Origin of the sequence: Variovorax trehalosi (assembly GCF_051216415.1) — a bacterium.
Lineage (GTDB): Bacteria > Pseudomonadota > Gammaproteobacteria > Burkholderiales > Burkholderiaceae_C > Variovorax.
In genome coordinates, this window is sequence record NZ_JBPJZG010000006.1 from 1 (window position 1) to 23,246 (window position 23,246).

At 67.9% G+C, this 23,246-nt stretch carries 24 protein-coding genes; 9 read left to right on the plus strand and 15 right to left on the minus strand.

Going from position 1 to position 23,246, the window contains the following annotated elements:
- The 8 genes from ACSFA7_RS21945 to mnhG form a co-directional block, all read left to right on the plus strand.
- A partial coding sequence (locus ACSFA7_RS21945; RefSeq protein ID WP_435501323.1) for a TRAP transporter large permease subunit occupies positions 1 to 253 on the plus strand: 253 nt, incomplete at its 5' end.
- A 25-nt stretch (positions 254 to 278) separates the two neighbouring features.
- Positions 279 to 656, plus strand: a complete 378-nt coding sequence (crcB, locus tag ACSFA7_RS21950; protein ID WP_206178003.1) for a fluoride efflux transporter CrcB — start codon at positions 279 to 281, stop codon at positions 654 to 656.
- A gap of 78 nt (positions 657 to 734) precedes the next feature.
- The gene (locus ACSFA7_RS21955; RefSeq protein ID WP_435501324.1) at positions 735 to 3,677 is read left to right on the plus strand and encodes a monovalent cation/H+ antiporter subunit A; all 2,943 of its coding nucleotides are present in this window, start codon (positions 735 to 737) and stop codon (positions 3,675 to 3,677) included.
- On the plus strand, positions 3,677 to 4,039 hold the full coding sequence (locus ACSFA7_RS21960) for a Na+/H+ antiporter subunit C (protein ID WP_057589595.1): 363 nt from the start codon (positions 3,677 to 3,679) through the stop codon (positions 4,037 to 4,039). The genes ACSFA7_RS21955 and ACSFA7_RS21960 overlap by 1 nt, the downstream gene beginning before the upstream one ends.
- Complete coding sequence (locus tag ACSFA7_RS21965) at positions 4,036 to 5,745, plus strand: monovalent cation/H+ antiporter subunit D (RefSeq protein WP_435501325.1); 1,710 nt, start codon at positions 4,036 to 4,038, stop codon at positions 5,743 to 5,745. Before ACSFA7_RS21960 ends, ACSFA7_RS21965 begins: the two co-directional genes overlap by 4 nt.
- A complete protein-coding gene (locus tag ACSFA7_RS21970; protein ID WP_435501326.1) occupies positions 5,742 to 6,233 on the plus strand; it encodes a Na+/H+ antiporter subunit E in 492 nt (163 codons plus the stop codon). Before ACSFA7_RS21965 ends, ACSFA7_RS21970 begins: the two co-directional genes overlap by 4 nt.
- Positions 6,230 to 6,508 (plus strand): K+/H+ antiporter subunit F, encoded by a 279-nt coding sequence (locus ACSFA7_RS21975; RefSeq protein ID WP_176658766.1) that lies wholly within the window; start codon positions 6,230 to 6,232, stop codon positions 6,506 to 6,508. Before ACSFA7_RS21970 ends, ACSFA7_RS21975 begins: the two co-directional genes overlap by 4 nt.
- A gap of 61 nt (positions 6,509 to 6,569) precedes the next feature.
- The gene (mnhG, locus tag ACSFA7_RS21980; RefSeq protein WP_435501327.1) at positions 6,570 to 6,962 is read left to right on the plus strand and encodes a monovalent cation/H(+) antiporter subunit G; all 393 of its coding nucleotides are present in this window, start codon (positions 6,570 to 6,572) and stop codon (positions 6,960 to 6,962) included.
- 5 nt (positions 6,963 to 6,967) lie between these two features.
- Here the strand turns inward: mnhG and ACSFA7_RS21985 are convergent, their stop codons facing one another.
- The 7 genes from ACSFA7_RS21985 to ACSFA7_RS22015 are packed head-to-tail and all read right to left on the minus strand — an operon-like array spanning position 6,968 to position 14,658.
- Positions 6,968 to 7,981 carry an XdhC family protein gene (locus ACSFA7_RS21985; protein ID WP_435501328.1) on the minus strand — a complete coding sequence of 338 codons (1,014 nt, stop codon included), beginning with the start codon at positions 7,979 to 7,981 and terminating at the stop codon, positions 6,968 to 6,970.
- 13 nt (positions 7,982 to 7,994) lie between these two features.
- Positions 7,995 to 8,657 carry an SRPBCC family protein gene (locus ACSFA7_RS21990; protein ID WP_435501329.1) on the minus strand — a complete coding sequence of 221 codons (663 nt, stop codon included), beginning with the start codon at positions 8,655 to 8,657 and terminating at the stop codon, positions 7,995 to 7,997.
- A gap of 31 nt (positions 8,658 to 8,688) precedes the next feature.
- On the minus strand, positions 8,689 to 9,903 hold the full coding sequence (locus tag ACSFA7_RS21995; protein ID WP_435501330.1) for a vWA domain-containing protein: 1,215 nt from the start codon (positions 9,901 to 9,903) through the stop codon (positions 8,689 to 8,691).
- Positions 9,904 to 9,930: 27 nt separating this feature from the next.
- Positions 9,931 to 10,833 carry an AAA family ATPase gene (locus tag ACSFA7_RS22000; RefSeq protein ID WP_435501331.1) on the minus strand — a complete coding sequence of 301 codons (903 nt, stop codon included), beginning with the start codon at positions 10,831 to 10,833 and terminating at the stop codon, positions 9,931 to 9,933.
- Between the two features lie 58 nt (positions 10,834 to 10,891).
- Positions 10,892 to 11,683, minus strand: coding sequence for an FAD binding domain-containing protein (locus ACSFA7_RS22005; protein WP_435501332.1), 792 nt, complete (start codon positions 11,681 to 11,683; stop codon positions 10,892 to 10,894).
- 23 nt (positions 11,684 to 11,706) lie between these two features.
- A complete protein-coding gene (locus tag ACSFA7_RS22010; RefSeq protein ID WP_435501333.1) occupies positions 11,707 to 14,145 on the minus strand; it encodes a xanthine dehydrogenase family protein molybdopterin-binding subunit in 2,439 nt (812 codons plus the stop codon).
- A 15-nt stretch (positions 14,146 to 14,160) separates the two neighbouring features.
- Positions 14,161 to 14,658, minus strand: coding sequence for a (2Fe-2S)-binding protein (locus ACSFA7_RS22015; protein ID WP_206177990.1), 498 nt, complete (start codon positions 14,656 to 14,658; stop codon positions 14,161 to 14,163).
- 178 nt (positions 14,659 to 14,836) lie between these two features.
- Between ACSFA7_RS22015 and ACSFA7_RS22020 the strand changes: the two genes are divergently transcribed.
- Positions 14,837 to 15,973 carry a helix-turn-helix domain-containing protein gene (locus tag ACSFA7_RS22020; RefSeq protein WP_435501334.1) on the plus strand — a complete coding sequence of 379 codons (1,137 nt, stop codon included), beginning with the start codon at positions 14,837 to 14,839 and terminating at the stop codon, positions 15,971 to 15,973.
- Between the two features lie 22 nt (positions 15,974 to 15,995).
- On the opposite strand, the gene ACSFA7_RS22025 is transcribed toward ACSFA7_RS22020, so the two are convergent.
- From ACSFA7_RS22025 to ACSFA7_RS22060, 8 genes are all read right to left on the minus strand, one after another.
- Positions 15,996 to 16,373 carry a nuclear transport factor 2 family protein gene (locus ACSFA7_RS22025; protein WP_435501335.1) on the minus strand — a complete coding sequence of 126 codons (378 nt, stop codon included), beginning with the start codon at positions 16,371 to 16,373 and terminating at the stop codon, positions 15,996 to 15,998.
- 91 nt (positions 16,374 to 16,464) lie between these two features.
- Positions 16,465 to 16,836 (minus strand): DUF2845 domain-containing protein, encoded by a 372-nt coding sequence (locus ACSFA7_RS22030; RefSeq protein WP_435501336.1) that lies wholly within the window; start codon positions 16,834 to 16,836, stop codon positions 16,465 to 16,467.
- Between the two features lie 46 nt (positions 16,837 to 16,882).
- Positions 16,883 to 18,355 carry a M81 family metallopeptidase gene (locus tag ACSFA7_RS22035; protein ID WP_435501337.1) on the minus strand — a complete coding sequence of 491 codons (1,473 nt, stop codon included), beginning with the start codon at positions 18,353 to 18,355 and terminating at the stop codon, positions 16,883 to 16,885.
- The gene (locus ACSFA7_RS22040; RefSeq protein ID WP_435501338.1) at positions 18,352 to 19,485 is read right to left on the minus strand and encodes an ABC transporter substrate-binding protein; all 1,134 of its coding nucleotides are present in this window, start codon (positions 19,483 to 19,485) and stop codon (positions 18,352 to 18,354) included. The genes ACSFA7_RS22035 and ACSFA7_RS22040 overlap by 4 nt, the downstream gene beginning before the upstream one ends.
- A complete protein-coding gene (locus ACSFA7_RS22045) occupies positions 19,482 to 20,774 on the minus strand; it encodes a Zn-dependent hydrolase (protein WP_435501339.1) in 1,293 nt (430 codons plus the stop codon). The genes ACSFA7_RS22040 and ACSFA7_RS22045 overlap by 4 nt, the downstream gene beginning before the upstream one ends.
- A gap of 34 nt (positions 20,775 to 20,808) precedes the next feature.
- Positions 20,809 to 21,522, minus strand: a complete 714-nt coding sequence (locus ACSFA7_RS22050) for an ABC transporter ATP-binding protein (protein ID WP_435501340.1) — start codon at positions 21,520 to 21,522, stop codon at positions 20,809 to 20,811.
- On the minus strand, positions 21,519 to 22,289 hold the full coding sequence (locus ACSFA7_RS22055; protein WP_435501341.1) for an ABC transporter ATP-binding protein: 771 nt from the start codon (positions 22,287 to 22,289) through the stop codon (positions 21,519 to 21,521). The genes ACSFA7_RS22050 and ACSFA7_RS22055 overlap by 4 nt, the downstream gene beginning before the upstream one ends.
- Positions 22,286 to 23,245 carry a branched-chain amino acid ABC transporter permease gene (locus ACSFA7_RS22060; RefSeq protein WP_435501342.1) on the minus strand — a complete coding sequence of 320 codons (960 nt, stop codon included), beginning with the start codon at positions 23,243 to 23,245 and terminating at the stop codon, positions 22,286 to 22,288. Before ACSFA7_RS22060 ends, ACSFA7_RS22055 begins: the two co-directional genes overlap by 4 nt.
- Position 23,246 lies beyond the last annotated feature (1 nt).

Sequence of the window (23,246 nt, forward strand, 5' to 3'; positions counted from 1 at the left end):
GATCCAGAAGGCGGGCTTCGACCTGATCTGGTTCGGCATCTTCATCGTGCTGCTGGTGGAAATCGCCGAGGTCACGCCGCCGGTGGGCTTCAACCTCTTCGTGCTGCAGAACATGACGGGGAAAGACAGCAACGTGATCGCCAAGGCGGCGATTCCGTTCTTCTTCTGCCTCGTGCTGTGCATCGTGCTGATCACGCTGTTCCCGAGCATCGTGACGATCCTGCCGGACATGATGATGGGCAAAGAGAAGTAGCCAGCGCCTGCGGATAATCGCCGCCATGCTGCTGAACGCCTTCGTCATCTGTCTCGCCGCCTGCATCGGCGCCCTCATGCGCTGGGGCTTCGCGCTCTGGCTCAACCCGGGCAGCGTGATCCCCTGGGGCACGCTCGCTGTCAACCTCATCGGCGGCTACCTGATCGGCGTGGCCATCGGCTTCTTCAACGGCTTGCCCGACATCGACCCTGCGTGGCGCCTCATGGTCATCACCGGGTTCCTCGGCACGCTCACCACCTTCTCCAGCTTCTCGGCCGAAGTCGTCGGCATGCTCGTCGGCGGCCGGTTCGGCCTCGCGCTGGGCACGATCGCGCTGCACCTGGGCGGGTCGCTGTGCATGACCTGGCTCGGCCTGCGCACCGTGCAGGCGTTCTCGGGCTGAACCTTCAGCGAAAACTGCCCTATGTCCCACGGTTATAGATAAGGGCCGCCAGGGGGTCGGTCGATAGAATTGACCACAATGCCCCTGGTCTTTCTCGTCGCCCTCCCCTTCATTGCCAGCGTGCTGGCCGCGTTGATGCCGTCCAACGCGCGCAACAGGGAGTCGACCCTCGCGGGCCTCGTCGCATTGGGCTGCGCCATCCAGACTGCGTGGTTCTTTCCGCAGATCGCGCATGGCAACGTGCTGCGGCAAGAAATCCAATGGCTCCCCGCCCTCGGCCTGAACCTCGTGTTCCGCATGGACGGCTTCGCGTGGCTCTTCTGCATGCTGGTGCTGGGCATCGGCGCGCTGGTGGTGCTCTATGCGCGCTACTACATGTCGGCCTCCGACCCGGTGCCGCGCTTCTTCTCGTTCTTCCTCGCGTTCATGGGCGCGATGATGGGCGTGGTGCTCTCCGGCAACCTCATCCAGATGGTGCTGTTCTGGGAGCTCACCAGCCTCTTCTCGTTCCTGCTGATCGGCTACTGGCACCACCGCCGCGACGCGCGGCGCGGCGCGCGCATGGCGCTCACCGTCACCGGCGCGGGGGGGCTGTGCCTCCTGGCCGGCGTGCTGGTGCTGGGCCGCATCACCGGCAGCTACGAGCTCGATGTGGTGCTGGCCTCGGGCGACGCGATCCGCGCCCACGCGCTCTACCCGGTGGCGCTGGTGCTGATCCTGCTCGGTGCCTTCACCAAGAGCGCGCAGTTCCCGTTCCACTTCTGGCTGCCGCGCGCCATGGCCGCGCCCACGCCGGTGTCGGCCTACCTGCATTCGGCCACGATGGTGAAGCTGGGCGTGTTCCTCATGGCGCGCCTGTGGCCCGTGCTCTCGGGCACCGAGCAGTGGTTCTGGCTGGTGGGCGGCGCGGGTGCGATCACGCTGCTGCTGGGCGGTTTCATCGCGATGTTCCAGCGCGACCTGAAGGCGCTGCTGGCCTACTCGACCATCTCGCACCTCGGGCTCATCACGCTGCTGCTGGGGTTGAACAGCCCGCTCGCCGCGGTGGCGGCGGTGTTCCACGTCATGAACCACGCGACCTTCAAGGCCTCGCTCTTCATGGCCGCCGGCATCATCGACCACGAGACCGGCACGCGCGACATCCGCAAGCTCAGCGGCCTGATGCGGCTCATGCCGATCACCGGCACGCTGGCCATCATCGCCAGCGCCTCGATGGCCGGCGTACCGCTGCTCAACGGCTTTCTCTCGAAGGAAATGTTCTTCGCCGAGACGGTCTTCATCCAGTCCACGCCCTGGGTCGATTTCAGCCTGCCGGTCATCGCGACCATCGCCGGCATCTTCAGCGTGGCGTATTCCGCGCGCTTCGTGTTCGACGTGTTCTTCGGCCCGCCCTGCGGCGACGAGGTGCCCAAGCATCCGCATGAGCCACCGCACTGGATGCGCGTGCCGGTCGAGTTGCTGGTGCTGGTGTGCCTGGTGGTGGGCGTGGTGCCGGCCTGGTCGGTCGGCCCGCTGCTCGCCGCGGCCGCCACGCCGGTGGTCGGCGGCACGCTGCCCGAATACAGCCTGGCCGTATGGCACGGCTTCAACCTGCCGCTCGTGATGAGCTTCGTGGCACTCGCAGGCGGCGCGGCGCTCTACCTGCTGCAGCGCCGCCGCCGCGCGGGTGGCGGCCTGGAACACACGCCGCTCCTGCACCGCTTCGACGGCCAGGTCATCTTCGAGCACCTGCTCGCGCTCCTGAGCGAAGCCGGCCGGCGCAGCCGCCGCCTCTTCGGCACGCGCCGCATGCAGACGCAGCTGTTGCTGCTCGTGGTCGTGGCGGTGGCCGGCGCCTTCGCCGCGCTGATGCAGACGCCCGCGGGCCCCGGCACGCGCGAGCTGCTGCCGTTCTCGCCGATGTTCGCCATGACCTGGCTGATCGGCGGCGTCTGCGCGATCGCAGCAGCCTGGCAGGCCAAGTTCCACCGCCTCGCCGCGCTGATGCTGGCCGCGGGCGCGGGCCTGGTCTCGTGCGTAACCTACATCTGGTTCTCGGCGCCCGACCTCGCGCTCACGCAGCTGGTGGTCGAGGCTGTGACCACGGTGCTGATCCTCCTGGGCTTGCGCTGGCTGCCGATGCGCAGCAAGGACGCGGTGCAGACCGCGCGCGCCCGCCTTCGCCCCTGGGGCCGGCGCGGACGCGACCTGCTGGTGGCCACCGTGGCCGGCGGCGGCATGACGGCGCTGGCCTGGGCCATGATGACGCGCAGCTTCCCGCAGAGCATCTCGCCCTTCTTCCTCGAACGCGCGCTCACCGAGGGCGGCGGCACCAACGTGGTCAACGTGATGCTGGTCGACTTCCGCGGCTTCGACACCTTCGGCGAGATCACCGTGCTCGGCGTGGTCGCGCTCACCGTGTACGCACTGCTGCGGCGCTTTCGCCCCGCCATCGAGTCGATGGCACTGCCTCCGCAGCAGCGCGCGCAGTCCGACGACGGCAGCAGCGACTTGCTGAACCCGCGCCGCGCCAAGGACACCGCCGTGGGCTACCTCATGGTGCCGGCCGTGCTGGTGCGCCTGTTGCTGCCGCTGTCGGTGTTGGTGTCGGTCTATTTCTTCATGCGCGGACACAACGCGCCGGGCGGCGGCTTCGTCGCGGGGCTGGTGATGTCGGTGGCGCTGGTGCTGCAGTTCATCGTCTCAGGCACCGAATGGGTCGAGGAGCACCTGCGCATCTACCCGCGTCGCTGGATCGCCGTCGGCCTCCTGTTCGCGCTCGCCACCGGCAGCGGCGCGGTGTTCTTCGGCTATCCCTTCCTGACCACGCACACCGCCCACCTGCACCTGCCGGTGCTGGGCGACCTGCACGTGCCCAGCGCCCTCTTCTTCGACATCGGCGTTTTCGCGCTGGTGCTCGGCGCCACCATGCTGATCCTCACCGCGCTGGCCCACCAGTCCATCCGCAGCCACCGCTGGGCCGACGAGCAGGCTGAAAAAGAAGCACAGGCCGAATCCGAAGCCGCGGAGGGAGCGCACTGATGGAAATCGTGCTCGCCCTCGCCATCGGCGTGCTGACCGGCTCGGGTGTCTACCTGCTGCTGCGCCCTCGCACCTTCCAGGTGATCATGGGCCTCACGCTCATCTCGTACGCGGTCAACCTCTTCATCTTCAGCATGGGCCGGCTCAAGGTCGACAGCGAGCCGGTGCTGATCCCCGGCTTCGCGGCGACGCTCGCCAACACGGCCGATCCGATGCCGCAGGCGCTGGTGCTCACCGCGATCGTGATCGGCTTCGCGATGACCGCGTTGTTCCTCGTGGTGCTGCTGGCCTCCCGCGGGCTGACGGGCACCGACCACGTGGACGGCGAAGAGCGCCAGGAACAGGAAGAGGCACGCGAATGAGCGAACTCTTCCGCCTGCTCGACCAGTTCCTCGAATTCAGCATGCCGCACTTGGTGGCGGTGCCGATCCTGGTGCCGATGCTCACCGCCGCGCTGATGCTGCTGCTGGGCGAGAACCGGCGCCGCGCCAAGTCGTTCCTGAGCGTGGTCTCGGGCCTCGTCGGCCTTCTGGCCGCGCTCGCGCTGCTGCGCTGGGTGAACGCGGCGGACACCGGCGGCGGGCCAGGCTCCATCGGCGTCTACCTGCCCGGCAACTGGCGTGCGCCCTTCGGCATCGTGCTGGTGGCCGACCGGCTCTCCACCATGATGGTGGCGCTCACCGGCGTGGTCGCCTTCGCCGCCTCGATCTACTCCACCTCGCGCTGGGACCGCGCGGGCGTGCACTTCCATCCACTGCTGCAACTGCAGCTCATGGGCCTAAACGGCGCCTTCCTCACGGGCGACCTGTTCAACCTCTTCGTGTTCTTCGAGGTGATGCTGGCCGCCTCCTACGGCCTGCTGCTGCACGGCTCGGGCCGGCTGCGGGTGCAGGCCGGGCTGCACTACATCGCGATCAACCTGGCGGCTTCGTCGCTGTTCCTGATCGGCGCGTCGATGCTCTACGGCGCCACCGGCACGCTGAACATGGCCGACCTGGGGCTGCGCATCGCCCAGATCGCGCCGGCCGACCGCGGCCTGGTGCACGCGGCCGCCGCCATCCTCTTCACCGCCTTCTTCGCCAAGGCCGGGGCGTGGCCGCTCAACTTCTGGCTGGTGCCGGCCTACAGCGCGGCGGTGTCGCCGGTGGGCGCGGTGTTCGCACTGCTCACCAAGCTGGGCGTCTACACCGTGCTGCGCCTGTGGACGGTGCTCTTCGCGCCCGACACCGGCGACTCGGCGGCGTTCGGCCAGGTGGTGCTGATCGGCGCGGGCATCGCCACGCTGTTCGTCGCCGCCATCGGCATCGTCGGCACGCAGCGCCTGTCGAACCTCGCGGGCTTCAGCGTGCTGATCTCGGCCGGCACGCTGCTCGCGGCGGTGGGCCTGGGCCAGCCGGCGATCTGGGCCGGCGCGCTGTTCTACCTCTTGAGTTCGACGCTCGCGGTGAGCGCCTTCTTCCTGCTCATCGACATGATCGAGCGCTGGCGCAACGCCGGAATGAGCGTGGCGCCGCACGAGGTTGCGGGCAACGCGCCCTTCCTCGCGGAAGATCTGCGCGCGCTCAGCGACGTGAACCTCGACGACAACGCGCAGGCGCTCTACGGCCGTGCCATCCCGGCCGGCGTCGCCTTCCTCGGCCTGAGCTTCATGATCTGCACGTTGCTGCTCACCGGGCTGCCGCCGCTGTCGGGCTTCGTCGGCAAGTTCGCGATGCTCTCGGGTCTCCTGGGCGGGAGCACCGCACCCAACGCCGCGGGCTGGACCTTCCTCGTGCTGCTGATCGCCTCGGGCTTCCTCGCGCTGATCGCGCTGACGCGCACCGGCATCCGCCACTTCTGGACCCAGCCGCACGCGAATCTGCCTTCGCTGCCCGCGCTCGAGGTGCTGCCCGTGGCCGGTCTTATCGCCGCCTGCATCGCCCTCACCGTCTGGGCCGAGCCGGTGATGCGCCATGCGATGGCCACCGCCGAGGGCCTGCGCATGCCCAGCGCCTACCGCCAGGCGGTGATGAGCGCGCGGCAGGTGCCGAACCCGCCGAAGGCCGAAGCGAAGGGCGACGCGCCATGAAACGCCTGATCCCCTCGCCGCCGCTTTCGGTTGCACTTTTCATCGTCTGGCTGCTGCTCAACCAGTCGGTCGAGGCCAGCACGCTGGTGTCCGGCGTGCTGCTCGCCATCGCGGTGCCGGTGCTGACCAAGAGCCTCAGGCCGGCCACGGTGCGCATGCGCCGTCCGGGCGTGGCACTGCGGCTCTGGCTGGTCGTGCTGTACGACATGTCGCACTCGGTGTTCGCGGTGACGCGCGCGTTGCTCAGCCGGCGCAGCGCGCACATCCAGTCGAAGTTCGTCTCCGTGCCGCTGGACATGCGCGACCCCAACGGCCTCGCGATGCTCGCCATGATCATGTGCCTCACGCCCGGCACCGCCTGGGGCGAGGTCGCCTTCGACCGCAGCGTGCTGCTGATCCACGTGTTCGACCTGGAGGACGAGGCGGCCTTCATCGCGCAGATCAAGACCCGCTACGAACGCCCGCTGATGGAGATCTTCGAATCATGACGCCCATCCTTTTCTGGTCGCTCAAGTTCGCGCTGTTCCTGCTGGCGGTGGCGATGCTCTGCGCCGTCGCGCGCCTCTTGATCGGCCCCTCCGCGCAAGACCGCGTGATGGCGCTGGACTGCCTCTACATCAACGGCATGCTGATGATGCTGGTACTGGGCATCGTCTACGCCAGCGACGTGTACTTCGGCGCCGCCATGCTGATCGCGCTGTTCGGCTTCGTGAGCTCGACGGTGATGGCCAAGTTCCTGCTGCGCGGGGAGGTGATCGAATGAGCGCCGCGCCGGGCCGCCCCAAGCAAGCTCGCACCGCAGTGCGAAGCACGGAGGTACTCCGATGAGCGATTCCATCCTGGGGCCGCTGCCCCTGTGGGCCGAGATCGTCACCGCCGTGTTCGTGGTGATGGGCGCGGCCTTCGCGGCCATCGGCTCCTTTGGCCTGGTGCGGTTGCCGACCTTCTTTCGCCGCATCCATGCACCCACGCTGGGCGCCACCGGCGGCGTGTGGTCGATGACGGTTGCCACCATCGTCTACTTCTCGGTGCAGAGCCACGGCATCTTCCTGCACGCGGCGCTGATCGTGCTCTTCGTGGCGCTCACCACGCCGGTCACCACCATCTTCCTGATGCGCGCGGCGCTGTTCCGCGAGCGGCAAAAGAGCGGCGACGTGCCCGCTGCGGCGCACTCGGACCAGGCGCCGATTCCCAAGCGGATGGCCGAGGAAGAGTAGGCAGCTCAGGCCGCCAACCGCTCCTTGGCGCGAGCCACTTCCATCTCGCGCGGCAGCGGCACCGTGTTCTTCACCGCAAGGATCTCCGCCATCACGCTGACCGCGATCTCCGGCGGCGTCTTGCTGCCGATGTAGATGCCGATCGGGCCGCGCAGGCGCGCGAGCGATTCGTCGGTCTGGTCGAAGTGCTCGATCATGCGGTCGCGCCGCGCCTCGGCATTGCGGCGCGAGCCGATGGCGCCCACGTAGAAGGCGTCGCTCTGCAAGGCTTCGAGCAGCGCGAGGTCGTCGAGCTTCGGGTCGTGCGTGAGCGCGACCACGCAGCTGCGGCGGTCGGGCCGAAAGGCCAGCACCGCGTCGTCGGGCATCTCGGTGGTGATCGTCACGCCCGGCAGCGACCACGCGGTGCGGTACTCGGCGCGCGGATCGCACAGCGTGACCGCGAAGCCGCTGAACTTGGCCATGGTCGCGAGGTATTCGGCGAGCTGGCCGGCGCCGATCAGCAGCATGCGGTACTCGGGGCCGAAGGTGTTGGTGAGCTCGATGTCGTCCACCTTGAGCTCGTCGGGTGCGGTGGCTTCGGTGAGCTTCACCGCGCCGGTCGCGAGCGTCACAGTGCGCTGCATGAGCCGGCCTTTTTCGAGCTCGGCCACCAGCGTGTCGAGCGAAGCGGCATCGGGGTCGTATTCGAGCAGCAGTTCGAGCGTGCCGCCGCAGGGCAGCCCAAAGCGGTGCGCCTCGTCGGCGGTGATGCCGTACTTCACGAGCGCGGGCGGCGTGCCCAGGGGCACGTCTTCGCCGTTGCCGTGCGCGTGGCTGTAACGTGCGATCAGGTCGTCCTCGATGCAGCCGCCCGAGACCGAACCGACCACCGCGCCGTCGTCCGCCAGCGCCATGATCGAGCCGACCGGCCGGGGCGACGAGCCCCAGGTACGCACCACCGTGGTCAGGAGCGCGCGCTTGCCCGCCTGCCGCCAGTCGCGCAGCGTGCGAAGCACCATGACGTCGAGGTTTTCCATGGCGTCGTTGTCTTCAGTTCGCGCCGCCGCCCGGTGCGTCGGGCGCGTCCTTGTCGTCCTTCTTGCCGAGACCGATCTTCTTCATGAGACCGGACATGACGCCGGCCTTCTCGGCGGGCGCCTCGGCCGTTTCCGCAGCGGCCACCGGCGGCGGACCGTAGCGGCTTTGCATCTCGGCTTCGAAACGCTTGAAAAAATCGTCAGCAGTGGACTTGGCGGCGCCGTCGATCAGGCGCTGGCCCAGCTGGGCGATCTTGCCGCCGACCTGCGCCTGCACTGTGTAGTCGAGTTCGCAGCCGGCCGGAGCCGCCGCGGCTTCGGCGGGTACGCCGTCAACGGGTGCGGCATCTGCGGCAACAGGCGCTTCGAGGGCGCCGGCAACCGGCTTGAGCGTCACGCTCGAAGAACCCTTGGCAAACCCCGCCACGCCGCCCTGCCCCTCGAAGGTGAGCTTGTAGCCATCGGGCGCCACGATGTCCGACAGCACCACCTTGCCGCTGAACTTGGCCGACACCGGCCCGATCTTCAGTGCGAGCCCCACGCTGTACTGGTTGTCGCCGGTGAGCTCGAACTTGTCGCAGCCGGGGATGCACTTCTTGAGCGTCTCGGGATCGTTGAGCGCTTCCCAGGCCTGTTGTTGGGTGACGCTGAGGCGGCGGTTTCCGAGCATTTCCATGGTGGGTTCTTCCTTGTTTTATTCCGGGGCCCTAGCGACCGGAGCGCATCAGCGCGGCGAGGCTGGCGGCCAGTTGTTCGAGGGCACTGAGATTGTGAACCGCGAGCATCGCGTCGGCATGGCGGTGCAACACGGTGGCCCCACGCGCCAGAGGGGCGTAGCCCTCGAAGCGCAGCAGCGGGTTGAGCCACAGCAACCGGCGCGAATGGCGCTTGAGCCAGAGCAATTCGTTCTCCAGCACGGCCGGCTCGCCGGTGTCCAGGCCGTCGCTGATCACCAGCACCAGTGTGCGGCGGCCCGTGAGGCGGCGCGCATGGAAGCGCCGGAGTTCGGCCAGCGAACTTCCCAAGCGCGTGCCGCCCGCGAAATCGTCGATGGCGAGGCTGGCCGCGCCGAGCATGGCGTCGGTATCGGCGAGCCGGAAGGCCGGCGTCAGGTCGGTCAGCCGGGTGCCGAAGGCGAACACGTCGCGCCGCCCGGCCCGCCGGGTGGACGCATGCAGGAACGCGAGCAGCAGGCGCGCATAGCGCTCCATCGAACCCGACACGTCGACCAGCACCAGGAGTGGCAAGGGTTGCTCCCGCCGGGCCAGCCGCGGCAGGCGCAGGATCTCGCCGCCGGTGCGCGCCGCCTCGTGCAGCACGCCGGGCCAGTGCATGCGCGCATGCTGCTGGCCCGCATCGCCCGCCACGCGCAACCGGCGCGAGGGCAGCGAAGGAATCGGCAGCGTCACGTCGCGCGCAAGCCGTTCGACCAGCCGGTATTCGGAAGCGCCGAGCGCGTTGAAGTCCGCGTGCTGCAGGCGCTGGCGGTCGCTCGATGTCATGGCGGCATCGAATTCGATTTCCTTGTCGGGCTTGGCGGCCACGGCCGGCTTCGCGGGGTCGCGCGGTGCGGTCAGCGCTTCGCGCACGCGCGGCCGGCGTTTGGAGGGCTCGGCCTTGCCTTCGGCGCTCGGCAGCATCTGGGCGAGCAGCTTGTTGGCCAGCTCGGGGTCGCGAAACCATGCGTCGAAGAGTTCGCGGAACACCATGCGGTCCTGCTCGCGGCTCACCATGACGGCTTCCATCGCGGCGCTCAGGTCCAGCTTGTTTTCCACGCCCACCAGCGTGACCGCTTCGGCGGCGAGCGCGATGCGCATCGCATCGGTGCGCACGCCGGCGCGGCGCAGCGCACGGCCGAAGGCGGTGATGTTGCCAGCCAGCTTGCCGCTGCGGACGTCGCCGAGTTGCTGGATGCCGGCCATGCGTGCGGCCTCGGGTTGCGACCGCGCTCAGGGCGCGACCGGTTCCTCGGGTTTGAGCAGGTCCGACGCCAGTTCGCGCGTGAGCGCTGCCACGTCGTCGCGCTGCTTGAACAGGATGCCGGCGGTGTCGACCACCACTTCGGGATCGAGCTCGACGGTATCGAGTGCGATCAGCGCCCTCGCCCACTCGACGCTTTCCGCGATGCCGGGCGCGCGCTGGAAGGCGTTGATGAACGGCGCATCGCGCAGCCGCGCCACGAAGGCGGAGACCTGCGCCGAGAGCTTCTCGCCGGCCTCGGGCACCTGGGCCCGCACGATCGCCAGCTCGCGTTCGCGCTCCGGATAGTCGAGCCAGTGATAGAGGCAGCGGCGCTTCACCGCATCGTTGAGCTCGCGCGTGCGGTTGCTCGTGAGGATGGTGACCGGCGGCACGACGGCGCGCACCGTTCCCAGTTCGGGAATGCTCACCTGGTACTCGCCGAGGTATTCGAGCAGGAAGGCTTCGAAGGGCTCGTCGGCGCGGTCCACCTCGTCGATCAGCAGCACCGCGCCCGGCGCGGGCGTCTGCAGCGCCTGCAGCAGCGGTCGGCGGATCAGGTAGTGCGGCTGGTAGACCTCCGCCTCCACGTCGCGCGCGGCGCCTGTCGCCTCGGCCGCGCGCATGTGCAGGAGCTGCGCGGCGTAGTTCCATTCATAGAGCGCTTCGCGCTGCTCCAGCCCGTCGTAGCACTGCAGGCGCAGCAGCTCGCGGCTCAACGCCTTCGACAGCGCCTTGGCCAGCTCGGTCTTGCCGACGCCGGGCTCGCCTTCGAGCAGCAGCGGACGCTGCAGCTTGAGCGCGAGGAACACGGCGGTCGCCAGCCGGCGGTCGGCGAAATAGCCGGCCTGCATCAAGCCTTCGGAGAGGGAATCGATGGTCGGAAAGGTCATGGCGAAGGGTAGCGGAAGACGCGAGGACGTCGCGCCTTCCGGTGGGCGGGTGACTGCTTCAGCCCAGCGCCTTGGTGACGGCCCGTTGCGTGAGCACGCTGATCAGGTTCGCACGGTAGGCGGCCGACGCATGCAGGTCGCTGTTGAGCTCGCTCGCATCGATCTTCACGGCTGCGGCAGCTGCCGCGGTGAAGCTCTTGTTGAGCGCATCCTCGAGCCCCGCATGGCGGAACACGCCGTTGCCCGCGCCGGTGATGGCCACGCGCACGCCGCTGTCGTACTGCGTGAGGAAGATGCCCACGAGCGGGAAGTGCGAGGCCTTCTGGCGCAGCTTCTCGTACACGGCGCGCTTCGGGATAGGAAAGCGGATCGCGGTGATCAGCTCGTCTTCTTCCAGTGCCGTGGTGAACAGGCCGAGGAAGAAATCGTCGGCCGCAATTTCGCGCTTCGAAGTGATGACGGTGGCACCGGAGCCCAGCACCGCGCTCGGATAGCAGGCCGCCGGGTCGTTGTTGGCCACCGAGCCGCCGATGGTGCCCATCGCGCGCACCTGCCGGTCGCCGATGCGCGAGGCCAGGTCGGCCAGCGCGGGGTAGGCGGCTTTCACGTCGGCGTTGTTCGCTACATCGAGATGACGCGACATCGCACCGATGGTGATCGTGCCGCCATCCTTCTTGATGCCGGTGAGTTCCTTGATGCCGCCCAGATCCACCAATTGCTCGGGCGCGGAGAGCCTGAGCTTCATGGAGGCAAGGAGCGTCTGGCCGCCGGCGAGCGGCTTGGCGCCCCCGGCAATGAGTTTGGCCGCATCGGCCACGGTGGCGGGCCGTTCGAGTGTGAAGGCGTACATGGTGTGTGATTCCTTCTGTGTTGTTATGGGGCGGGACGGCCTTGGGTGCTGGCAGCGAGCGAGGGCGCTTGCACGTCCTGCGGCGCGCTGCCCTTCTGCATGGCTTCCCAGACGCGGCTGGACGAAGCGGGCATGTCGAAGTCCTTGACGCCCAGCGGCGCCAGCGCATCGAGCACCGCGTTGATCACGGCCGGCGGCGAGCCGATGGCCCCCGCCTCGCCGCAGCCTTTGGTGCCCAGCGGGTTGTGCGTGCAGGGGGTGCACACGGTGTCGAGCTTGAACTGCGGAAAGTCGCCGGCGCGCGGCATGGCGTAGTCCATGAAGCTGCCGGTGAGCAGCTGGCCGGTTTCGTTGTCGTAGACGCAGTTCTCCAGCAGCGCCTGGCCGATGCCCTGCACCAGCCCGCCATGCACCTGGCCCTCGACGATCATCGGATTGATGATGGTGCCGAAGTCGTCCACCGCGGTGAAGCGATCGACCTTGACTTCGCCCGTCTGCCTGTCGATCTCGACCTCGCAGATGTAGGTGCCACCCGGAAAGGTGAAGTTGGTCGGGTCGTAGAAGGCGGTTTCGTTGAGGCCCGGCTCCAGCTTGTCGAGCGGGTAGTTGTGCGGCACGTAGGCCGTGAGCGCCACCTGGCCGAACGGGATCTTCTTGTCGGTGCCCTTGACGGTGAATTCGCCGTTGGCGAACTCGATGTCGGCATCGCTCGCCTCCATCAGGTGCGCGGCGATCTTCTTGGCCTTGGTTTCGATCTTGTCGAGCGCCTTCATGATGGCTGCGCCGCCTACCGAAATGGAACGCGAACCATAGGTGCCCATGCCGAAGGGCACGCGGCCGGTGTCGCCGTGGACCACGTCGACGTTCTCGACCGGAATGCCCAGGCGCGCGGCGACGACCTGTGCGAAGGTGGTCTCGTGACCCTGGCCGTGGCTGTGCGAGCCGGTGAACACCGTCACGCTGCCGGTCGGGTGCACACGGATCTCGCCGCATTCGAACAAGCCTGCCCGCGCGCCGAGCGCGCCTGCGATGTTCGACGGCGCGATGCCGCAGGCCTCGATGTAGCTGGAGTAGCCGATGCCACGCAGCTTGCCCTTGGCTTCGGTCGCCGACTTGCGCTGCCTATAGCCTTCGACGTCGGCGAGCACCCGGGCCTTGTCCATGCACGCGTGGAAATCGCCGGTGTCGTACTGCAGGGCCACGGGCGTCTGGTAAGGGAAAGTGGTGATGAAGTTGCGCTTGCGGATCTCGTCCTGGCCCAGGTTCATTTCCCAGGCGCAGCGCGACACCAGGCGCTCCAGCAGGTAGGTGGCCTCGGGCCGCCCCGCGCCGCGGTAGGCATCGACCGGCGAGGTGTTGGTGAACCAGGCATCGACCTCCACGTAGATCTGCGGCGTCGTGTACTGGCCGGCGAGCAGCGTGGCGTAGAGGATGGTGGGCACCGCGGTCGAGAAGGTCGAGAGGTACGCGCCGAGGTTGGCGTCGGTGTGCACGCGCATCGCGAGGAACTTGCCGTCCTTGTCCATCGCCATCTCGGCGTGACTCACGTGGTCGCGGCCGTGCGCATCGGACAGGAAGCACTCCGAGCGCTCGGCCGTCCACTTGATGTTGCGGTTGAGCTGCTTGGCGGCCCAGGTCAGGCACACGTCTTCGGCGTACAGGAAGATCTTCGAGCCGAAGCCCCCGCCCACGTCGGGCGCGATCACACGCACCTTGTGCTCGGGCAGTCCCAGCACGAACGCGGTCATCAAGAGACGCTCGACGTGCGGGTTCTGGTTCGACACATAGAGCGTGTAGTCGTCGGTGCCGCGGCTGTAGCTGCCGATGGCCACGCGCGGCTCGATCGGGTTGGGAATCAGCCGGTTGTTGACCAGGTCGAGCTTGGTGATGTGCGCGGCCGTGGTGAACACGTTGTCGACCGCCGCCTTGTCGCCAAGCACCCACTTGTAGCACTGGTTGTCGGGTGCCTCGTCGTGCAGCGTGGTGCTGCCGGTCTTCTTCGCGGCGTCGGCCACGCTCACCAGGGCGGGCAGCACCTCGTAGTCGACCACCACGGCTTCGGCGGCGTTCTTGGCTTGCTCGACCGTCTCGGCGACCACCATCGCCACGTGGTCACCCACATAGCGCACCTTCTTGATCGCGAGTATCGGGTGCATCGGCTCCTTCATCGGGGTGCCGTCGGGGTTGTTGATGAGCCAGCCGCAGGGCAGCCCGCCCATCTTTCCCTCGATGTCCTTGCCGCTGAAGATGCCGACCACGCCGGGCAGCTTGAGCGCCTCGGCGATATCGATCGACTTGATGACCGCGTGGGCGTGCGGCGAACGCACGAAGACCGCATGGCTCTGGTTGGCCAGCGTGATGTCGTCGGTGTAGTTGCCGGCGCCGGTCAGGAAGCGGTAGTCTTCCTTGCGCCGCAGGGCTTCACCGATATGGGGCAGGTTCGAGAAGTCGGAAGCACCCATGATGTGTTGCCTCCTTCAGGCCGTGACTGTTGCTTTGACCGGCGTGCCCGAGGCCATGGCCTCGCCGCCCATCTTCACGGCCTTCACGATGTTCTGGTAGCCCGTGCAGCGGCACAGGTTGCCGTCGAGCAGTTCGCGGATCTCGGATTCGCTCGACTTGGGGTGGTGGGTGCACAGGTCGATGGCGCTCATGACCATGCCCGGCGTGCAGAAACCGCACTGCAGGCCATGGCACTCCTTGAAGGCCGCCTGCATGGGGTGCATGGTGCCGTCAGCCTCGGCAATGCCCTCGATGGTGGTGATGTCGGCCCCGGCCGCCTGGGCGACCAGCACGTTGCAGGACTTGATCGCCCGACCGTTCACATGCACGGTGCAGGCGCCGCACTGGGCGGTGTCGCAGCCGACGTGGGTTCCGGTGAGGTGGAGGTGCTCGCGGATCGCGTGCACAAGGAAGGTGTTTGGCGGTGCGTCGACCGTGACCGGGCGGCCGTTGACCTTGAAAGCTACCTGCATGTGGCTGTCTCCGTGAAAGGTGATGGCTGTGGGGGCTAAAAGCATCTTGGATGCCCACCTTTCGCACTATCCTAGGCAAAACCCTTGACACTTGCGCAGTGCCCGCGAAATTCTCAAAATGAAACAGCTTGCCCCCGGTGAGCCAGGAAAAGCGGGTCCACCCGCGCGAACCCACACGATGAACACCACGATCGTTTCGCCTCCTCCCGAGCGCTCCCTGGCCATTGCCCAAGCCCGGCGCGAGCTGCTCCACGGCGACGCGCCGCGCGCCCGCGGCACCGTGCGCATCGATCCCTGGATCACCCGTTCATGGCAGCGCTGCATCGAGGCGGGGCGCCGTCCGCAGCAGCGGGTGAGCTTCGATCCGGTGAGCCAGTCGGCCAGCCGTGAGGTGGCCGAGCGCAACCGGGCGCTGGTCACGGCCGCGCGCCCGGTCATTGAACGCCTCTCCCGCGCCATTGCCGACACACGCTATTTCGCGATCCTGACCGATGCCGACGGCATCGTGATCGACGTGGGCGCACTGCCCGACGGCACCGACACCGCCAGCCGCTATGCGCGGGACATCGGCCGAATCGGGGTCGATCTTTCGGAACGCGCGATCGGCACTTCGGCCATCAGCACCGCCCTGGCCGAGCAGGAATCGGTGTGGCTGCACCGCGGCGAGCACTTTTTCGACGACACCAGCGTCTACAGCTGCGCCGGCGCACCGCTCTTCGGCCCCCGGGGTGACTGCATCGGCATGCTCGACCTGAGCGGCGTGCAGACGGTGGAGCGGCCCGAGCTGCGGCACCTGGCCACTCTCTCGGCGCGCAGCATCGAGAACATGCTGGTCATGCAGGACCCCTGCGAGCTGCTGCTGCACCTGGCCTGGCCGGGCCACCCGGGCAACGAGGCCACCGAGGGACTGGTCTGCATCGACGCGAGCGGCAACGTGACCGGCGCCAACGCGGCCGCGCGGCAGATGCTGCACCAGCCCCTGGCACGCGGCCAGCACGCCCTGCATTTCAACGACCTGTTCGCGCTCCCGCTGCACATGATGTTCGATGCCGCCCGTCGCGGCGACGCGGCGCTCGAGGTGCCGCTGTGGTCGGGCCTGCGGGTGCAGGTGCGGCCCCAGCGCGGCGGCAGCGGTGCGGGCGGGGCGATCCCCGATGCGCGGCCCCGGCTGCGCGACGTGGAAACCGCGCTGATCCGCAAGGCGGTGGCCGATGCGCGCGGCAATGTGGCGGAAGCCGCGCGCGCACTGGGCATCAGCCGGGCGACCGTGTATCGCAAGCTCTGGCGCGGCCGGCCTGCCGGCGCGCCGGACTGAGCGTCCGCCGCTCAGCTTTCGTTCAGGCGCCGACCGGCACCTTGTCGAGGAAGCCGGTCACCGACTGCAGCTTGCCCGCATCGAGCTGTGCGAAGTCGGTGCCCTGGATCAGGTCCTCCGCACCGCTCGGTCCAAGCGTCCACGAGAAGCGCAGGTTGTCGCCATGCGCCTCGGCCTTGCCGAGCAGGTTGAAGCGAAAACCCGGATAGCGCTGATGCACCGCGCCGACCAGCGCGCTGATCTGCTCGCGGCCGCTGGCCTGCGCCATCGGGTCGACATAGTGCGCGTCGGCGGTCCAGCCAGCCTCGATCAGCGCGGCGCGGCGCGCGGCGTCGGTTTCGTTCCAGACGGCGATGTAGCGTTGGGCAATCGTGGCGGCGTCGTGTGCGGCGGTGTTCATGATGACCATTCCTTTGGAGGTTTCGACCCGCAACATCGCGGGGTGAAGGAATGGTCGCGCCGCACGCGCTATGCGTCGATGACGTGGGAGGTCATGGAATGCGGCTGCCGTAGCGGATGCTCATGAGCGCTCCGTCCCGGAACAGCAGCATCGTCTCGAACTGTCCCGAGCCGGGGCGATAGGTCCACTCCTCAGCCTGGTCGCAGCGGTTGTTGTTGACGATCACGGTCTGGCCGCCGGGCAAGGAGGACGACGGCGGATTCACGATCACCTCGGGCTTGTTGCCATCGGGCCTGGCACAGAAGTTTTCCTTGAACACCGGTTCGCCGCACTTCTGCAGGATGGTGAACTTGGAGTCACCCCTCTGCGCGAAGTCGCGGTTGCAGTTCAGGGTCTGCGCCTCTGCCGGCACGACGGACGCGAGGGCCAGCAACACGGCGGGAATCAGGAGGGATCGCTTCACGTGAATTTCCTTGTTTCAGGGAAGCGATGGTAGTGAGATTTCCCTCTCAGATCGCGTCGAGCGGAAAGACCGGACGACGCACCTTGCCGAAAGGGAACAGGCTGTAATCCGAACTGGTGACACCCGGGCTGTCGCACTCCACCAGCGCCGCAGAGAGCGGCTCGAACACCGGCCTGCAGTACATGCGCGACTTGAGAAGAAGAAAGCGTTCATTGCGCGGATCGAGCCCCGCGCATTCGAAAACGCCGATGTCCCACGGCTCCTGCGTGCGCTCGGTCACCACGATGCGCGCGGCGCCGATGTCGAACAGCACCGTGCGGCCCATGCTGCTTCGCTGGCCTGTGTAGGTGGGGCCGGTGATCACGTATTCGCCGTTGCCGATCGTGCGCACGATGCCGGTCAGCCGCACCGGCGTCTTCGTCAGCCCGATGCCTTCGAGCGACACCTTGTTGCCGAGCGCGACCGTCACCTCGGCGCCCTCGCCTGCTGCAATCAATGCGGCCACTGCCTCGGGGTCGCACAGCGGGCCGACGCCGATGCCGTGCAGGCCTTGCGCGAGCGCCTCCTGCAGCACGTCCATCGTGTCGCAGCTGCCGCCCGACATGCAGTTGTCGCCGTGGTCCAGCAGCAGCACCGGGCGCGTCGCGCCGCTGGCGATCAGCTTGGCGCGCGCGACCGATTCGGCCAGCGGCTCGCTGCGATAGATGAAGGCTTCGCGCTCGGCCCACATCTGCGCCGCGATGCGGTCGGCCGTGGCCTGTGCGCGCTCGGGTGCCTCTGCATCGACCACCACCACGCTCATGCAGGGCGCTTCGATGTCCGACAGCGAGAAGCCGGCGAAGATCGAGACCGCGAGCGACTCCGATGCCTCGGCCGCGCGCGCCGCGTCGATCGCCCGCTGCATCGCACCGGTGAACGAGGCGCTGCGCAGCGTGTGCGCCATCAGCGGCAGCGGGTGCCAGCGCATCGCCGGCTTGCTGCGGCCCGCCAGCAGGTCGAACAGCAGTCGGCCGGCATGCTCGCCGGTCTCGTACATGTCGATGTGCGGATAGGTCTTGAAGCCGACGATCACGTCCGCGTTGCCGACCATCGCGGGCGTCACGTTGGCGTGCAGGTCGAGCGCGACGCCGATGGGCACGCCAGGTGCCGCGGCACGCAGCCGGACCAGCAGGTCGCCTTCTCCATCGACGCTGTTCTGCGCGACCATCGCGCCGTGCAGATCGAGCAGGATGGCATCGCAGCCCGGCGCCGCATCGACGATGCAATCCGTGAGCGTGGTGTAGGCCGCGGCATCGACCGGCCCGCTCGGGTTGGCCGAAGCCGACACGGGCGTAACCAGCGTCGCGCCCGCCTGCTCGGCCAGGTCGATGAAGGCCGACATCGCGGTGCGCATGCCCTTGTTGTCCCGATAGGCCTGTTCGCCGAAGGTCGGGCCGTCGGGCCCGAAGGCCGCGAGCGGCGTGGGCACGGGCGAGAAGGTGTTGGTCTCGTGGTTGAGACGTGCGATCAGTACTTTCATTGGGCAAACTTTCCGGCGCTTCCCAGCATGGTGATGTCGCCGAAGCTGGAGCCGTTGCGGTTGTCGGGGCGGAACGCGACCTGGAAGCCGCTCAGGTTCATGGGCGGCGAGTTCTCGATGCTGCGACGCAGCGACTCGGTGGTGATCGGCCCCTTCACGCGCTGCAGCGATTCGGCGAAGGCCCTGGCCGTGATGTAGCCCTCCAGCCCCAGGTAAGAGCCGTCGCCTTCGCTGCCCGCGGCCTTGCGTGCGCGCTGGTACTCGTCGACGATGGGAAAGCGCGTCTTCCAGAACGGCGGCATCACCTGCGACAGCACAATGCCGCGGCTCTTGTCGCCCAGTTCCTTGTAGAGAAGGAACGAGCTCGCCACCGAGTTCGTGTAGATCTGCGGATGGACGGGCGCGGCCACCAGCGAGCGGATGATGTTGATGGCCGGCGTGCCGGCCGCGATGACATACACCGCCTGCGCCCCGCTCGCGATCACCTGCTGCGCGATGGCGGGATGGTCCTTTTCCCTCGGGTCGAAGCGCAGAGACAGCAGCGCCGGATGCTTGTTCTTCTCGAGTGCGGCCACCGCGTCCTTCTCGATCCCCTTGCCATAGGCATCGTCGCTGGAGACGATCGCGATGCGCGTCACGCCAACGGTCGTCAGGTGGTTCATCACGCGCGCGACCTCGTCGGCATACGACTCCCGCACGTGATAGATCGGCACCTTCGGTCCGCGCAGCACCGCCGCGCCGGTCAGTCCGCCGAAGATGAAGCTGTCGTACTTCGCCGCCACGGGCACCATGGCCGCACCGATGCCCGTGCCCATGGTGCCGAACAGGCAGACGACGCGGTCGGTGCCGAGCAGTTTCTCGGCATTGGCCGCGGCCTTCTCGGCGATATAGGCATCGTCGTAAGTGATCATCTTGACGGGCCGGCCACCGACGCCGCCCGCCTTGTTCAACTGATCGAAGTACAGCGTCTGGCCTTCCATGAACGCGAGGCTGTTCGGCGTGAACGGGCCGGTGAGCACCGCGGACTGCCCGACCAGGATCGGCTCCCCGGCCGCCAGAGCGCCCGTCGATGCGGCGACCATCCCCATCGCCAGGAGGTGAAGGCCGATGCGGCGAAGCACCGCCTTCACGCGGTCACTCCCGCCACGCCCGCGCTCTGCAGCATCGCCTGCAGCAGCACGTTGCAGCCGGCTTCGAGGTGCGCGGGCTCCGCGTCCTCGATCTCGTTGTGGCTGATGCCGTCCAGGCACGGCACGAAGATCATCGCCGTGGGGCACACGCGGGCGAGGTACACGGCATCGTGGCCGGCACCGCTGATCACGTTCATCCAGGTGAGGCCTTGCGCCTCGGCAGCATCGCGCACCGCGGACACGAGTTTGGGCGTGAAAGGCTGGGGCGGGAAGTACACGACCTGCTCCACCGTCGCCTCGACCTTGCCGGCGGCGGCGAGGCGCAGCACGGCTTCTTTCAGCGCCGCATCCATGAGCGACAGCACCACGTCGTCCGCCGCGCGCAGGTCCACGCTGAGCTTGACCCGGCCCGGGATCACGTTGCGCGAATTCGGGTAGTTGTCGATCCAGCCGACCGTGCCGCGCGCATGCGGTGCGTGCGCGAGTGCGATGCGGTTGACCTCGATCACGAGTTCGGCGGCAGCGAGCAGCGCGTCCTTGCGCAGCTCCATCGGCGTGGGGCCGGCGTGCGCCTCCATGCCCTGCACCACCACGTCGTACCAGCGCTGGCCGAGCGCGCCCTCGACCACGCCGATCACACGCTCGTTGGCTTCGAGCACCGGACCTTGCTCGATGTGCGCTTCGAAGTACGCACCCACGGGCGATGCGGTCGCCGAGGCAGGCACCTTGCCCGCGTAGCCGATCGCATCGAGCGCTTGCGCCACGCTCACGCCCTCGGTGTCGCGCTGCGCGAGTGCATGTTCCAGCGTGAAGGCATCGACGAACACGCCCGAGCCCATCATCACCGGCACGAAGCGCGAGCCTTCTTCATTGGTCCACACCGCCACTTCGAGCGGCGCTTCGGTGACGACCTTCGCATCGTTGAGCGCACGGATCACTTCCAGCCCCGCGAGCACGCCGTAGTTGCCGTCGAACTTGCCGCCCGTGGGCTGCGTGTCGATGTGGCTGCCGGTGGTGACCGGCGGCAGCGCGTTGTTGCGGCCGGCGCGGCGCGCAAAGATGTTGCCGATGGCGTCCACCCGCACCTCGCAGCCGGCTTCGCGCGCCCAGCGCGTGAACAGGTCGCGGCCCTGGCGGTCGAGGTCGGTCAGCGCGAGGCGGCACACGCCGCCCTTCTCGGTGGCGCCGACCTGGGCGAGTTGCATCAGCGAGTCCCAGAGGCGCTGGCCGTCGATGCGGAGGGCGCGCACATCGGGTGCGGAAGAAGAAGTTTCGATGGTTGTTGTCATGGTTCTGCGGATGAGGTCTTGAAGACGGGCGCGTTCAGGCGAGACCGACGCCGAGGTAGCGGTCTTTCACGTCGTGGTCGGCCATGAAGGCGGCGTTGCCGGCCTCATGCACGATCACGCCCTGCTCCACGATGTAGTGGCGATCTGCGAGCTGCACGCACACCTCGAGGTTCTGCTCGACAAGCAGGATGGCGACGCCCGCGGCCTTGATGGTTTTCAGCTGCGCGACGATTTCCTCGACGATCACCGGCGCAAGGCCTTCGACGGGCTCGTCCAGGATCAGGAGGCGCGGATGGTTCATCAGCGCGCGGCCGATGGCCAGCATCTGCTGCTCGCCGCCCGAGAGCTGGCCACCGCCGTTGCGGCGGCGCTCCTTCAGGCGCGGGAAGATGCGGTAGATATCGCCGAGCTGCCAGGGCGAATCGCGCCGCTGGCCGAGCAGCAGGTTCTCTTCGACCGTCAGCAGCTTGAAGATGCCGCGGTGCTCGGGCACCAAACACACGCCGCGCGTGGCGATGCGGTGAGGAGGCAGGCCCGCGATGTCGGCGCCCTGGAAGCGCACGCGGCCTTTCGTCGGCGTGACCGCACCGGCAATGCTCTTGAGCGTGGTCGACTTGCCCGCGCCGTTGCGGCCCAGCAGCGTGACGAGCTCGGCCTCGCCCACGCGCATCGACACGCCCTGCAGCACATGGCTCTTGCCGTAATGCGCGTGCAGCGCTTCGACCTCGAGGATGTTCCCCCCGCTCATGCCTTGCCCCCGGTGATCATGTTGCCGAGGTAGGCCGAGCGCACGCGCGCGTCGGCACGGATGTCGCCCGGCAGCCCTTCGGCCAGCACGCGGCCCAGCTGCATCACGGTCACGGTGTCGGAGATGTCCATCACGATGTTCATGTTGTGTTCGATCAGCACCACCGTGTGCGCGTCGCGCAGGCTGCGGATGAGGTGCTTCATGTCGTCGAGGTCGTCGATGCCCATGCCCGAGGTCGGCTCGTCGAGGAAGATCGCCTTGGGCTTCGCAGCAAGCGCCATGCCCACTTCGAGCCGGCGCTGCTGGCCGTGCGAGAGCACGCTGGCGGGCGTGTCGGCCAGCCGTTCGAGGCCGACGCGCGCGAGCACCTCGGCCACCGTCTCGGCGCAGGCCCGTTCGCCGACCGGCGCGCGCCAGCAGTTCATCGCCTGTCGCGGCGCGATGCCTTGTGCCGCGACCCGCAGGTTCTCGCGCACCGAGAGGCTAGCGAACAGGCTCGTGACCTGGAACGAGCGCGCCATGCCGCGCTGCACGCGCTTGTGGTCAGGCTCGTGCGTCACGTCATGCCCATCGAACAGGATGCGTCCGCCCGTGGCGGTGCCGGTGCCCGTGAGCATGTGGAACAGCGTGGTCTTGCCGGCGCCGTTCGGGCCGATCACCGAGTGCACGGTGTTGGGCTTGATCTTCAGGTCCACGCCGCCGAGCGCGGCGAACTTGCCGTAGTGCTTGGTGACGCCGATGGCTTCGATGAGAACGGGTTGCGTCATGCTTTTTCTCCCTGCGCGGCAGGCGCCTTGGGTTCGGACGGCGTCTTGCGGAACACGCGCCGCCAGATGGCCTCGCCCAGCCCCCAGAGGCCGCGCTGCATGCCGATGCTCACCCCGATCAGCAGGAGCCCCAGCAGCAGCAGCCATCGCGGCCACAGCGTGGAGAGCCAGTCGGCCAGCAGCACGTAGAAGGCCGAGCCCAGCACCGAGGCGAAGAGGTTGCCGGTGCCGCCGATCACGGTGATGACCAGGATCATTTCGCTCGTGTGGTACTCGGCGTTCGACAGCGGTGCGATGCCGGTCATCATGGCGTGCAGCCCGCCCGCGAGGCCGGTGACGGCGCCCGAGATCACGAAGGCCAGCAGCTTGAAGCGCTTCAAGTTGTAGCCCACCGCGGCGGCGCGGTCCTCGTTGTCGCGAATGGCGAGCAGCGTGCGGCCGAAGATCGAATCGGTCACGCGCAGCAGCAGGCCGAACGCGATGAGAAACATCACGGCGACGAAGGCGTAGTACTTCCAGGGCGTGTCCATGAACGCGGGGCGCGGCACATCGAGCAGGCCGTTGTCGCCGCCCGTGAGCCCCGACGCGGTGTACGCCACGAAATAGAACATCTGAGCGAAGGCCAGCGTGAGCATCACGAAGTAGGTGCCGCGCTGGCGGATGGCGACCCATCCGACCACCGCCGCGCCCAGCGCGCCCATGGCGATGGCGGCGAGCAGCGCGAGCGGCATCGGCAGTTGCAGCCGTGTGAGCAGGATCGCGATGGTGTAGCTGCCGAGGCCGAAGAAGATGCCCTGCCCGAACGACAGCAGCCCCGTGTAGCCCAAGAGCAGGTTGCAGCCCAGCGCGGCAAGCGCGTAGATCAGCACCTCGCTCGCGAGCGAGCCCGAGCGCATGAACAGCGGCAGCGCCAGCGTGACGATCAGCGCGAGGAGGAAAGTGATTTTTCTTGGCATG